The sequence below is a fragment of the Rhodoferax lithotrophicus genome (genome assembly GCF_019973615.1).
Classification (GTDB): Bacteria; Pseudomonadota; Gammaproteobacteria; order Burkholderiales; family Burkholderiaceae_C; genus Rhodoferax; species Rhodoferax lithotrophicus.
Genome location: NZ_AP024238.1, coordinates 139129 through 151668, shown reverse-complemented (window position 1 = coordinate 151668; position 12540 = coordinate 139129). Strand labels below are relative to the sequence as shown.

11 protein-coding genes are annotated in these 12540 nt (G+C 60.8%); 5 read left to right on the top strand and 6 right to left on the bottom strand.

The annotated features are described in order from the left end of the window. The first annotated feature begins 2 nt into the window (after positions 1–2). Positions 3–776 (top strand): 16S rRNA (uracil(1498)-N(3))-methyltransferase, encoded by a 774-nt coding sequence (locus tag LDN84_RS00685; RefSeq protein WP_223906672.1) that lies wholly within the window; start codon positions 3–5, stop codon positions 774–776. A 235-nt stretch (positions 777–1011) separates the two neighbouring features. Here LDN84_RS00685 and LDN84_RS00680 read toward each other — a convergent pair whose 3' ends face one another. After that, complete coding sequence (locus LDN84_RS00680; protein WP_223906669.1) at positions 1012–2742, bottom strand: diguanylate cyclase; 1731 nt, start codon at positions 2740–2742, stop codon at positions 1012–1014. A 115-nt stretch (positions 2743–2857) separates the two neighbouring features. On the opposite strand from LDN84_RS00680, the gene LDN84_RS00675 reads away from it, so the two are divergent. Further along, entirely contained in the window at positions 2858–4477 is a 1620-nt protein-coding gene (locus LDN84_RS00675) for an NAD(P)-binding protein (RefSeq protein ID WP_223906666.1), read from the top strand. 12 nt (positions 4478–4489) lie between these two features. On the opposite strand, the gene LDN84_RS00670 is transcribed toward LDN84_RS00675, so the two are convergent. Continuing rightward, positions 4490–5929 (bottom strand): RNA-binding domain-containing protein, encoded by a 1440-nt coding sequence (locus LDN84_RS00670; protein ID WP_223906662.1) that lies wholly within the window; start codon positions 5927–5929, stop codon positions 4490–4492. A 200-nt stretch (positions 5930–6129) separates the two neighbouring features. Between LDN84_RS00670 and LDN84_RS00665 the strand changes: the two genes are divergently transcribed. Beyond that, positions 6130–6411 carry a hypothetical protein gene (locus LDN84_RS00665; RefSeq protein WP_223906659.1) on the top strand — a complete coding sequence of 94 codons (282 nt, stop codon included), beginning with the start codon at positions 6130–6132 and terminating at the stop codon, positions 6409–6411. Positions 6412–6423: 12 nt separating this feature from the next. Continuing rightward, on the top strand, positions 6424–6765 hold the full coding sequence (locus LDN84_RS00660; RefSeq protein WP_223906655.1) for a hypothetical protein: 342 nt from the start codon (positions 6424–6426) through the stop codon (positions 6763–6765). Positions 6766–7199: 434 nt separating this feature from the next. Here the strand turns inward: LDN84_RS00660 and LDN84_RS00655 are convergent, their stop codons facing one another. Both LDN84_RS00655 and LDN84_RS00650 read right to left on the bottom strand, forming a co-directional pair. Then, entirely contained in the window at positions 7200–8204 is a 1005-nt protein-coding gene (locus LDN84_RS00655) for an IS91 family transposase (protein WP_255610437.1), read from the bottom strand. 150 nt (positions 8205–8354) lie between these two features. Next, positions 8355–9215 (bottom strand): tyrosine-type recombinase/integrase, encoded by an 861-nt coding sequence (locus LDN84_RS00650; RefSeq protein WP_223906651.1) that lies wholly within the window; start codon positions 9213–9215, stop codon positions 8355–8357. A gap of 148 nt (positions 9216–9363) precedes the next feature. Between LDN84_RS00650 and LDN84_RS00645 the strand changes: the two genes are divergently transcribed. After that, positions 9364–10242 carry a hypothetical protein gene (locus LDN84_RS00645; RefSeq protein WP_223906649.1) on the top strand — a complete coding sequence of 293 codons (879 nt, stop codon included), beginning with the start codon at positions 9364–9366 and terminating at the stop codon, positions 10240–10242. A 191-nt stretch (positions 10243–10433) separates the two neighbouring features. Here LDN84_RS00645 and LDN84_RS00640 read toward each other — a convergent pair whose 3' ends face one another. Continuing rightward, complete coding sequence (locus LDN84_RS00640; protein WP_223906646.1) at positions 10434–11759, bottom strand: ATP-binding protein; 1326 nt, start codon at positions 11757–11759, stop codon at positions 10434–10436. After that, positions 11756–12472, bottom strand: a complete 717-nt coding sequence (locus tag LDN84_RS00635; RefSeq protein ID WP_223906643.1) for a response regulator — start codon at positions 12470–12472, stop codon at positions 11756–11758. The genes LDN84_RS00640 and LDN84_RS00635 overlap by 4 nt, the downstream gene beginning before the upstream one ends. Positions 12473–12540 lie beyond the last annotated feature (68 nt).

Genomic DNA, 12540 nt, shown 5'->3' with positions numbered 1-12540 from the left:
CCATGCCGCGTTTTTACTGCCCTGCCCCACTCGCCAGCGGCGCTGTGCTGGACTTGCCCGAAGGCCCGGCCCGCCATGTGCAGGTGTTGCGCCTGCAACCGGGCGATGCCATCACCTTGTTCAACGGCCAGGCCGATGCCCAGGGGCAGGTGGGCGAATGGGCGGCGCAGGTCACCCACATGGGCCGCAGCAGCGTACAAGTGCAGGTGGGTGAGTGGACGGCCACCCAGCGCGAGGCCCGCTACAACGTGCACCTGGCCGTGGGTATGCCGGCCAACGAACGTATGGACTGGCTGGTAGAAAAAGCCGCCGAGCTGGGTGTGACCAGCATTCAGCCCCTGATGACCGAGCGCAGTGTGCTGCGCTTGAGCGGTGAGCGGGCCAGCAAAAAACAAAGCCATTGGCAAAGCGTGGCGGTGGCGGCCTGTGAACAATGTGGTGGCAATCAGGTGCCCGTGGTGCATGAGGTGATGAACCTGGCCCAGTGGCTGAAAAACCGCGCAGCGACGACCAAGAGCCCACCCCACCCCACCCTGGATGTGCTGCTGTCTTTGCGGGCACCCATCCAAAGCCTGCGCGAGCAGTTCAACCCGGCGCAAGAAGACTCACTAGCGCCGGGCGCACACATCCACTTTTTGTCCGGGCCGGAAGGTGGCTTGAGTGCGGCGGAAGAAGACGCCGCCCTGGCCGCAGGTTTCCAGCCCACCACACTCGGCCCGCGGGTGCTGCGGGCTGAAACAGCGGCGCTGGCCGTGCTGGCCACCTTGTTGATCTGAGCCCCCGTTCGGCGGGGAAAACCTCAGCGCAGCGCCAGCTGTCACCATGGCGCGGACCGCACAAAACCTGGTGGGGCCAACGTGCGGCTGGCGTTGGGACGGGTTGTGCTGCCGGTATGGTGTTGTGCGCATGCGGCAATCAATCGGCCTGCGTAGCTATAACATATATAGCTTTCAGCGCTTGTTTTATGGGCACTACAGCCCTTTTATCTATAATTTTTGGAGCATTCCGGCATTATCCCGCCACCACCTGGTTGCGTCCGTTGCGCTTGGCCTGGTACAGATGCACGTCTGCACGCTCAATCAAGGCCTCCAGATGGGGTTCGGCACCGTATTGCGCCACCCCCATGCTCACGGTACAAGCACTTGGCGAAGCTGGCGGCCAGTTGGCCGTGTCCGCCACCGTCTGGCGAATGCGCTCGGCCAGCAAGTAGGCATCGCCCAAAGCCGTTTCTGGCAGCAGGACCATAAACTCTTCGCCGCCCCAGCGCGCCAGCACATCACCCGCACGGCAACTGCTGCTTAGCAGTTGGCTGATGCCAACCAGCATCTGGTCGCCCACACCATGGCCATACTGGTCGTTGATGTGTTTGAAGTGGTCAATGTCGAGCATCATCACGCTCAACGGCCGGCCGCTGCGTTGGGCCAAGGCCCAACTGGACTTGCTCAGCTCAAAAAAGGCCCGGCGGTTGTACAAACCGGTCAGGGCATCATGCTGCGCCATGAACTCGGCCTGCAACCGTTTGCTCTGATCCTGCCGGAATTGTTGTGCCAGCGCCAAGACCAGCAACGTGGCTTCCAGCAACACACCGATCTCTACCGCGTGGAAGTTGACTGGTGTGAAGGCCATCCATCCGGCCACGGCCAGTGTTGTCACGCTTGAGCCCAGCAAGCCCGCCACCATGGCGGCAAAAAAGCAGCGCCCGGCCACCAGTCCAACACGCAGGGAATACGCCCCCAGCGCCAGCATCAACACCGAAAACGAGCTGACAAACGCAAACGCCAGCCAGGTGGCGGCCAGATGGCTGTTCGCCACCACGCAGCCCGTCATGCCCAGCAAGGCAAGTAAGGCGTAAACGTGCAGACCCCGTTGCACCTTGGGCAAGCGTTGTGGCAGCTCCAGAAAAGCGCTGGCAAACAGCAGCCCGGTCACACCGTAGAGCACCATCAACACCAGAATCACATAGCGTTGAACACCGGGCTGATCAGGCCACAGCCAGACCAAACCGTGGCCGGTGTAGCTGATGTTGGCCCCGATAAAACACAGCAGATAGAGCGAATAAAACAAAAACCGCTGCTGGCGCAGTCCAACCACCAGCGTCAGGTTGTAAACCGCCAGCGCCAGCAAAAAACCGTAAAGCGCCCCATAGGCGTAATGCACCCTCATTTGTGCCTGATCCAGCTGTTCTGGCGTGTGTAATTGCAGGGTGATCTGCAAAGGATCATGGCTTTGTGCATGTATCCACAGCTCGAATTCACCAGCAGGCAACACACTGGTCCAGCCCACACCCAGGCCCGGCAACACCCCTTGTGCGCCGGGCAATTCGTCTCCCCCTTGCCAGGTTTGCAGCAGATGGCCGTTTTGCACCAGGTACACCGCCAACTGATCGGTCCAGATTGGCCCCAGATCCAGGCGGTAAATCTGCGGCCCCGGTGCCGGGTTCACCAATGCCAGACGAACCCACACGGGGTGCGCGTCCAGACCAAAGTTGAGTGCCGCCGTTGGGCCTGGCCGGAAATACCCCGCTTGGTAGCGCTGCTGCGCCTGCCCCAGTGTCAGGCGATCCGTGTCTTCCTGGGTCCACGTGGTGAACTTCCCCAACAGACCCGTCGGCAAATCGGCCAGGCTCAGACGGGGGGCGGCCTGCGCCTGCGCGCTCATCAGCCACAGCGTCAGCATCAACAGCAGGCCAAACCAGTGTGCGCGCACACTGGCAGCAAGCGTGAAGCAATGGGGTTTGGGCATCCCCCATGGTTGCCAAACACAGGCCACCACAGCGCCGAAAATAACAGGGTGTTTTCGCGCTTATTGCTGATTGCTACAACCCGATGATGTTTTAAGTTCCGGTATACCCACCACCATGCACCGACGCCAGTTTTTATCCACCGCCCTGCTGCCCCTGGCGGGCTGCCAGCCGCAGGCCGATGTGAGCCACATCAGCGGCGGCTTCACCGGCATCGGGCACGCGCGTGGCCACCTGCTGCAACAAACCCCAACCTGGCCCACGCCCAGCCGCACCCGCCAGACCGACGTGCTGATTGCCGGTGGCGGCGTGGCTGGCCTGGCCGCCGCACGCGGCCTGCGGCTCAAGGGCATCGAAGACTTTGCCCTGCTGGAGCTGGAAGACAGCGCCGGGGGTAACAGCCGCGCCGGGCTGCTGGGCGGCATGGCCTGCCCGCAGGGTGCGCACTACCTGCCCTTGCCGGGAGACGATGCCTGGGAAGTGCAAGACCTGCTGGAAGAACTCGGCCTGCGCCGCCGCGTGGCCGGGCGCTGGATCTATGACGAACGCCACCTGTGCCACAGCCCGCAAGAGCGCTTGTATTTCAACGGCGAATGGCAAGACGGCTTGCTGCCGCTGCAAGGCGTGGCGGCCGACACGCTGGCGCAATACCACCAATTTGCCCAGCGCGTCGAGCAACTGCGGCACACCGAGCGCTGGAGCATGCCCGCAGCAAAATCACCAGTAACGCCCGTCAAACAAGCGCTGGCAGCTCTCACTTTTGAAGCGTGGCTGAACCAGCAGCAGCTCACCGACCCGCATCTGCGCTGGTACCTGAACTACTGTTGCCGCGACGACTACGGCGCCGGGCTGGCCCAAGTGTCGGCCTGGGCTGGCATCCACTACTTTGCCAGCCGCCACGGTTTTGCTGCGCCGGGCATGGAAAACGCCGAGCGCGAAGGCCTGCTGACCTGGCCCGAGGGCAACGCCTGGCTGACCCGCCGCCTGGCCGCCCCCTTGCAACAGCGCCTGCACACCGGCCAGGTGGTGCTGCGGGTGACCAACCTGAAACACGGTGTGGAAGTCGATGTGTTCAACACCGCCACTCAAACCGTAGAGCGCTGGCAAGCCCGCCGGGCCATCGTGGCGCTGCCGATGTTTGTGGCCGCCCGGGTGCTGCAAAACCCGCCCGACTGGCTGCGTCAGGCCGCCGCCCGCATGGTTTACGCACCCTGGCTGGTGGCCAACATCCAGCTCCAGCAAGCCTTGCACGACCGTCCCGGCGCACCGCCCAGTTGGGACAACGTGCTGTATGGGGCCGCAGGCCTGGGCTATGTCGATGCCATGCACCAGAGCCTGCAATCTGTGCCGGGGGCCACAGTGCTGACCTACTACCGGGCGCTGGGTGATCTGGCCGGTGCTGGCGCGGCGCTGGGCCAGGCCGGCCGCCGCCTGCTGCTGGAGCAGCCGTGGGCCACTTGGCGCAACGCGATTCTGGCTGAGCTCTCCGCCGTCCATCCCGATCTGCCCGCCAAAACCCGCCAGATCGACCTCACCCGCTATGGCCACGCCATGGCTGTGCCGGTGCCAAGTATTGATGGCAAAATTGGCCTGCAGCGCTTTCAAAATAAGCGCAAGCAGCTACAAAAATCAGAGTATTTCCAAATCACCCATGAGCGCCTGAACTTTGCCCACAGCGACTGGGCGGGTTACTCGGTGTTTGAAGAAGCGTTCACGCTGGGGCACTGGGCGGCTTGACGCAGCGTGGGTTCATGGGTCAACCACCTGCCAGTACCCACCCTTGTCAGCGCCGATACGCTTGAGGCGGTGAACGTCTTGCAACTGGCGTAACTGGCGCTCCACCGACCGGGTGCTGATGTCCAGCAGCGCGGCCAGCTCTGCAATGGTGATCTGCTCGTTTTCGCGCACTGCGGCCAAAATTTTCTCCGACGTTTTCTCCGACGTTTTCTCCGACGTTTTCTCCGACGTTTTTCCAGAGATGTTGTCTTGCATGCGGGGCGCAAGGCTGGCGGACAAGGCAAACGTCACCGTCACAAAGCCCGCCTGCACCTTCAGGGTGGGCGGTGCCAGCCCGGCCTCTTGCATCAGCCGGATGAATTTCAATGTGCCCCGGCCCCAGCTCTCGATGTGGCCGCGCCGGTAAAACACGCTGGCAATCAGCGGGTTCCAGGGGCGGGATTCGTGGGGCTGAAACAGCATCTCCGGGGTCAGGCCAAAGTGCAGCTCGCCAGATGAGATGATTTCCAGCCGGTCATCAAACAACGCCACCGCCACCGAGCCAGACCCGCTGGCATAGTCGCGGTGTACAAAGGCGTTGGCCAGCGCTTCGCGCAGCGCCTCCACCGGCAGACTGGGGGTGTCCACACGCTGCAATTGCCCCGGCACGATGCGCCCGGCCACCGGCAACCAGTCGATCAAAAAACGCTCGGCCCGTCGCATCAGCTCAAAGGCGTTGCCGTGGAACTGGCGGTTGTCCAAAAACTCGTTGCGCTCACAGCCCTTGAAGCGGGCCAGGCGCAAAGTGAGCTGGGTGAAATCTGGCAAGGGCTGCTCACCTTGGCAAAACAGCGCGACCGCCGCGCGGGACACTTGTCCACCTGCCACCAGCAGCCCCAGCCCGCGCAAAATTTCCAGCGGATCACGGGTACCGGGGTCAACGCTGCGGCCCCGGCGAATGGCTTCTTCCAGCGTCAACACCATTTCGTGCGTGTCCAACTGGCTCACGCTCCAGCCGGTGGCCGGTTGGGTTTCCCAGCGCTGGCTGGCGTGCAGCGATTCAAGCAACAGGGTTTGGTAGGTGCTGCGCGACATCACGCGGGTGGTGTTAAGCACCCGCTCATAGGGCACACCGCGAAACGACACCGGCCCATGTGTGGCAGGGTCAACCTCCAGCAGCAAGGCCTCCAGCCCATCGGCCACTTGGATGCGCTGCACGCGGGGAAACAGTGGCGGCTCAAAGCACTGCAGCTCTTGCGCCAGCTCTTCAAGCGTGCGGTCGGTCACACGCTGGCCGATCACCTTGCCCGCAGGTGTGACCCCAAACACCAGTTGCCCACCTTGCCCGTTGGCAAAAGCACACAGGGTGCGATAAGCGCGGTCTTTTTCGGCGGTGGACTTTTTGAGTTCCAGCGTCAGGGATTCGCCTTTGGCGACCAGAGTCAGGAGGGTGGTCACGGTCATTGAGTGCATTATTGGCCTCTAGCCATTACTACATCTACGTAAGAAGCTACCGTTTTCATAGTGAATTGAGGTGCAAAAAGGACTGTGGACGCACATCCAAGTGCCAGACCCACAGAGTTTATGGGATGGCCTTGAGATCAGCATCAAGATGCTCAACCATGGTTGAATATGAATCGCATTTTGATGTTAAAACTGGCCTCTAGCGCTTGATGAATAAGCGCAAGAAGCTACAAAAACAGGAGTATATTCATATCGCTCAGGTGCGCGATCTGCTGGGCTATAGTGACGGCGGCGGATTGATACGTGCAACTGAACCAGCGTTTGGATTTGAAAAGCGGCGTGCTGGAATTTCTGGAGCGGTGATGAACTTTGATGATGATCGGAAGATGTTTGAATCTCTTATTTCATGCGGGGTTATGGATGTTTTTGACTTCCCGGGCGGGGAATCAAAGGCGATGTTGTGGCGGCTGGTAACAGTCTTCATTTATTGAGTCTGATCTCTCATGAACGAACCTCGCATCTACGTCGACTTCAACGAAATGCCAACCGCAAATGAAGTCCTCTTGTCGAAATTCGACACCAAAGTCGATTCAAGCGGCAAGGCAATCTATTTCGTTGAGGGAATGCGCGTCTCGGTTTATATGGATGACGAAGACAAATGCGGCAGTCCCGACAATTTAATTGCTGAAGGGATTGCTCGCCGGAACCATTACGGCGGATGGACGGCTGCAGCACGTTGGGTAGTGGTCATTAGCGAGCGCGGCATTCGTCATGAATCTGAGGAGCGGCCCCATGAACCTCCTGAGGACAACTATCAATATAGCCCAGCAAACTGTCCACGTTAGGCGGCAAGAATACATGCAGTGAAACGAATAGCGTTTATCCGCCGCGCTGCGATGCTTGAAGAGACCATAGATACCTCCCGCGGCTGATAAACCTTGTTGGACTGAACCGCCTGCGTGGACGCTGGCGAATAGGGGATTGAAAGCTTCTCCCCCGCTTGTGATGTCAGATCATAGCGGGACAGCAGCACAAATCTGTCGCCAAGCACCCCAGTTCACATGCAAAGCAGCACCCCATTGAACTCAGACAGCCCAGCTTTCGAACTGCACGCAGGGCTTTGCTAGTGACACGCACAAGCCCCGCCCCGCCAACCCCATGAGCAGCGTGCAAACCCCCTGCAAATTGCAGCACCTTGTCCGTCCTTCACGGTGGCCCACGCTCCTGCGGCCAAGCCATCGCGCCTGGAGTTGGCAATTGTTTGGCCCCGCTCAACACCTCAGCCGTTCGCAAGTGCCCCTACTTTGCACACCGGGCACAGCCCCACGTCGATCCGGGCTACCCGCGCCATAAACCCTTGAGCCGACTCCAGCGCCTGTGGGTTGAGTGCTGGCATCTGTACGGCCAGCCGTGCCGCCTTGAGCTTCTTGCCCTTGCAGCTTGATGCCAGCACGCCATAGTGCCGAATACGCTTGACCCCGGTGGGCAACACATGCAACAGAAAGCGGCGCACAAACTCTGTGCCATCCATTGTGTGCAGGCGTTTGCCGCCCTTGTCATTGGCGCGCACCGTGAACGCCACTTCGCCCTTGTTGATGGAGCGAATCCGTTCGTTGCTGATGGCCGTGCGGTGCGTGTAACGGCTCAGGTATTCCAACACCTGGGCTGGGCCTCCCAGTGGGGCTTTGGCATACACCACCCAGTCATGTTTGTAGAGCCTGCGCTGTCGATCACACCAAGCATCAGCATCACCTTGCGGGTCGTGCGTGATGTCGCCCTTGTGGTGGGCGCGTGCCAGTGCTGCCAGAAACTTGCCCCGAAACACCTTGGACAAGGCCTGCACCGGAAACAGGAAGTCGGGCTTGCGTACCGGCGTGACCCATTGCCCCGTCTTGTCCAGCACCCCGCAGGCCATAGCCGCATGCACATGGATGTGATGCTGCAACTCTTGCCCCCAGGTGTGCAACACCAGGCTGAAGGCGGGTGTACCGCCCTTGGCCCCCATCCACTTCGGGTTAGCCGCAAACTCTGACAAGGTTTGTGCGGTGCAGGCAAACAAGGTGTCAATGACCCAACGCGGGTGCACGCCATACAGATCATTGAGGCTGTGCGGCAGGGTGAACACCAAATGCACATAGGGCACGTTCAGCACTTCGGACAGCCTGCCTTGCAGCCAGGCATCTTTGGCCCGTGCCCCGCACTGCGGGCAATGTCGGTTACGGCAGGAGTGGTATTGCCAGTGGCTGTGGCCACAGTGCTCACACTCAAGTCGCTTGCCACCCATGGCTGCGGTTCGGCAGGCAACGATAGCCCGCCAGGCTTTGGCCTGGGGTGTGTCGATAGCGCGTGGGTTGCCAGATGCGTTGAGCCGAACTGGCGCAGCACATCGGCCAAGGTGGCCATGCGGGGGAGCTGCAACCGTGAGCTTGAGCGCTTACAGCTTGGGCAGGCCCGCCAGCAGGTCTAGTGGATCAATGTCTTTGGGTGGGTGAAACTGCGGGCTGATCAAGTGCAGGTAGCGGCTGGTGGTGCTGATGTGGCCGTGGCCCAGCAGTTTCTGGATGGTGAAGAGATCGACGCCCCCTTCAAGCAAGTGGGTGGCAAAGTCGTGGCGCAGGGTGTGGATGCCGCCGCTTTTAGTGATGCCCGCGTGCTGGCGGGCGGCTCGGTAGGCGCGTTGGGCCGTGTCGATGCTGATGGGTTGCATGCCAGTGGCGTCGCAGAACAACCAGACTTTGGGGTGAAAGGTGCGCATGTAGGTGCGCAACAAACCCAGCAAGGTTGGACTCAGCAAGGTGTAGCGCCCCTTGCCCCCTTTGCCGCAGGCCACCCGGATGCACATGCGGTCATTGTGGCTGTCGATGTCACCCACGTGCAGGGCGCAGGCTTCGGACACCCGCAGTCCCGTGGCATAAATGGTTTGCAACAGCATGCGGTGCATGGGGTGCCAACAGATGGCAAACAGGCGGGCGATTTCCTCTCGGGCCAACAACTCCGGTTGTTTGTCCGGTGTCTTGGCCATCGGAATGTGAAACAGTGTTCGTTCATGGCCCAGTACCTTCTCGTACAAAAAGCGCGCTGCGCTGGCGGCTTGATTCATGGTGCTGTAGGAAAGGTGGCGCTCCTGGAGCAGGTGCAGCAAGTAGGCATCAACCTCTTGGGCTGTGTACTCGGCGGGGTCGCGTCGGTAGTGTTTGGCCATGCCATAAATGGCCTTGACGTAACAGTCTTGGGTGCTGGGACTAAAGCCACGAACCACCATGGCGTCGATCATGCTCTGGCGTAGAGGTCTCATGCTGCTATCTCCTTCAAAACCGGGGAACATTCCCCAGCCCGAAGGCTTCTCCTGCATCGCCTCAAATGCAAGCCACTTACCAACAAAAACGCGGCGCTGGCCTGCTTGAGACCCACCACCGCGCCAGCGGTTTAGTTCAACGAGGTTTATGCACAACAACTTAAAAATGCAGCACCAAGACATTCCGTCAGCACTCAAATGGATAGTCGAAGTCCACTATCCGATGCACGTGAAGGAGAAGCGCCACACCATTCGGATTGAGGCTGGGAAAGATTCCGTCACAGCGGTGGAATTGGCCATCAATGAAAACATCGTGACCATTGCAGATGCTGGGATGACTTTCTGGTATCGCCCGTACTCAGAACCTGGAGCCCCCAGCTTTGCAGGAATGAAACTCAATGGACTGTTTGACTTTTTGAGAGTTGTTATCTGGCCCAAGATGACTGATGGGTGGAGCACTGAACGCTTCTTGATTGAACCTCAACTCAACGAGGTAGAGCAATCAGCAGTCAGTCAATACAACGCTTTTCAAGCAGAGGACAAGCGGCTCAATCTTGCCGACATCGACAACCTATTGAGAGGCCATCCTCATCTTCAGCGCCTGTATGCAGCCATTCGTACCAAAGACATTATTGAGATTCATGTATGCGAGGCTCACTTCGCCAGAGAGCCATCCCAGATTAGCACTGAGTACATCCGCAAGTTCTCCAGCGCCATTGAAGCTGGAAATACAGAAGCAGCGGATTCTCAGAAGGCATTTCTCATTTATTTGATTCTGACCGCAGCAGCAGAAACGTTGTCCTTTGAGGATCAGCTCAACTGGCATAGCCTGGCGTACGACGAAAACTCTACTAAGTTGTCTGAGCAGCGCAAGCATATCAACAGACTTGCAAACCAGTGGAACATCAGAGCATTCGAGCGACTCTGCCTATCGGAAGACATGCTGAAGATTAACGACCTATTTTCCTCTGATAGGGACGGCTACATGGCCCACGTTTCAGCCTTTGTCGCAGAACTTGCCGCCTAACAAACGTGTGCCGTGCATGGCACGAATCCAGCAGAATGAAAGTCCTGATGCCAGGTCCGTTTTCTTTTTTGCATCCACTGCCTACTTGGCTTACATCGGTGAATGCGTGCGCAACCCGTCGCGTAGTGCCTCATTCTTTGCAGACGTACTTCGCCTGCGGCAACGGCGCACTCAAATCCACGTGCCACACCTCATGCTAGGGCACTGGGCAACTCCAGCCGTGGCAGCACGATCCAGGCCTGCAAACCGCCCCCCGGGCGGGCCGCCAGCGTGACTTGCCAGCCGTTGGCGCGGGCCAGTTCCCGCACGATGGCCAGGCCCAGGCCTGACCCGCCTGTGGCCGGGCTGCGCGAGGGGTCGAGTCGGTGAAAGGGCTGGAACACCGCCTCCAGTTGTTCGGCGGGGATTCCTGGGCCGTGGTCCAGCACGCCGATGCGGCAATGTGTGTTGTCCCATCTGGCGACCAGTTCCACTGGCGCACCTGGGGCGTAGCGCTGGGTGTTTTGCAGCAGGTTGCCCAGGGCCCGCTGCAAGGCGGTGGGTGGCAGCAGCCATGGGCCGGCCGGGCAGTCCACCGTGACCGGGCTGGCCGCGGTGGAAAAGTCAGCGGCGATGGCTTGCAAAAAGTCGCACAGCTTGGTGCTGACCGGGGTTTCATATTGCAGCCCACGCGCCAGATCCAGCACCTGGCCAATCAGGCGGTTCATGTGCTCAATGTCGTGTTCCAGCCGCTCGATCAGTGGTGGGCTGGGCTGGTCTTTGAGCATTTCCAGCACCAGGCGCATGCGCGTCAGCGGTGTGCGCAGGTCGTGCGACACCCCGGCCAGCAAGGTGGTGCGGGTGTTCAGCAGGTCGCTGACTTGCTGCGCCATGGCGTTGAAGCGTTGGCTCAGGGCCACCATTTCGCGTGGCCCGGTTTCGGGCAACAGGGCCGGGTGACCACCTTGGCCGATCAAGGCGCTGGCCGCTTCCAGTTGCGCCAGTGGCTGCGTCAGTCGCCGGGCCAGCCAGATGGCAACGCCTGCGGCAGTGAGCAAGCTGATCAGCAGCGCGGCCAATAAAGCAGTTACCGGCTGACTGTTGATGCGTGAAGCGGCCAGGCCGACCGTCAAGTCCGCCTGACCCACCGGAAGTGTGGCCCAGTACCAGGTGCCAGAAGGCAGTTGCTCGCGGCTCAGGTGGCCGGGTTGGCCGGTGCGTCGTGCCAGGGCCTCTTCCAGCAGGTAAAAGTACACCGGATGCCATTCGTCACGCGCGGCTGCCGGGGGCTCGGCGCGCAGAGCCAGGGCGTGGCTTTTGAGCAGCTCCACTTCAAAGGCGTTGCGGGTGTTGGGGGGGAGTTCGGCCCAGGTTTGTGCTGACAAGATCATCAGCCCGGCCAGATCGTCCGCTGATCGCCGACCCAGTGGCAGCAGCACCAGGGAAACAAACAGGCCGACCACCAGCAGCTCCATCAGCATGAACGCCGCCGCCAGCAGGCGGGTGTTTTGCTGGGCCAGGCTGGGGGGCGATTTCAAGATTGCTTGCCTTTGGGGGTGAACAGATAACCTTCGCCGCGCACGGTTCGGATGTAGGCCGGGGCTGCGGGGTCGGCTTCGATCTTGCGCCGCAGACGGGTGACGCGGTTGTCGATGCTGCGGTCAAACGGGTCGCGCTCATAGCCGCGCAGCATGTCCACCAGGGTGTCGCGGGACAGCACCCGGTTGGGGTGGGCCACCAGTGCGGCCAGCAGGTCGTAGTCGGCCCCGGTGAGGGGGATCTCCTGGCCCTGGTGCAGCAGGCGGCGGCTCAATGTGTCCAACTGGTAGGGGCCAAACTGCGGCAAGGCGGCGGGCTCTGAGGCCGCTGGCGCGGCGGGCTGAGCACGGCGCAAGAGTGCACGCAGGCGGGCCAGCAGTTCGCGCGGGCCAAACGGTTTGGCCAGGTAATCGTCGGCCCCCACCTCCAGCCCGATCACGCGGTCAAGCTCTTCCCCACGGGCCGACAGCATCAGAATCGGCACCGATGACTTGGCCCGCAGGGCGCGGGTCAGCGCCAGCCCGTCGGTGCCGGGCAGCATCAGGTCCAGCACGATGGCATCGGGCATACCTTGGTGGAGCAGTTCCCACATGGCCGGGCCATCGTTGGCCACCTCCACGCGAAACCCGTTGGCACCCAGGTAGCTGCCCAGCAGCTCGCGCAGGTCGGGGTCGTCATCAACGACCAGAATGTGGGGGGTATGGGTGTCCATGATGGCTTAATGACGATCAGTTTACGGCAGCCCCTCTGCTTTGGGTGGCCCTGATACGCGGCGATACC

Excerpts from the sequence above, each read along its gene's own strand:
- LDN84_RS00645 (WP_223906649.1), top strand. The coding sequence starts at position 9,364 with ATGCACAACAACTTAAAAATGCAGCACCAAGACATTCCGTCAGCACTC.
- LDN84_RS00680 (WP_223906669.1), bottom strand. The coding sequence starts at position 2,742 with ATGCCCAAACCCCATTGCTTCACGCTTGCTGCCAGTGTGCGCGCACAC.
- LDN84_RS00650 (WP_223906651.1), bottom strand. The coding sequence starts at position 9,215 with ATGAGACCTCTACGCCAGAGCATGATCGACGCCATGGTGGTTCGTGGC.
- LDN84_RS00635 (WP_223906643.1), bottom strand. The coding sequence starts at position 12,472 with ATGGACACCCATACCCCCCACATTCTGGTCGTTGATGACGACCCCGAC.
- LDN84_RS00685 (WP_223906672.1), top strand. The coding sequence starts at position 3 with ATGCCGCGTTTTTACTGCCCTGCCCCACTCGCCAGCGGCGCTGTGCTG.
- LDN84_RS00665 (WP_223906659.1), top strand. The coding sequence starts at position 6,130 with ATGAATAAGCGCAAGAAGCTACAAAAACAGGAGTATATTCATATCGCT.
- LDN84_RS00675 (WP_223906666.1), top strand. The coding sequence starts at position 2,858 with ATGCACCGACGCCAGTTTTTATCCACCGCCCTGCTGCCCCTGGCGGGC.
- LDN84_RS00655 (WP_255610437.1), bottom strand. The coding sequence starts at position 8,204 with ATGGGTGGCAAGCGACTTGAGTGTGAGCACTGTGGCCACAGCCACTGG.
- LDN84_RS00670 (WP_223906662.1), bottom strand. The coding sequence starts at position 5,929 with ATGCACTCAATGACCGTGACCACCCTCCTGACTCTGGTCGCCAAAGGC.
- LDN84_RS00660 (WP_223906655.1), top strand. The coding sequence starts at position 6,424 with ATGAACGAACCTCGCATCTACGTCGACTTCAACGAAATGCCAACCGCA.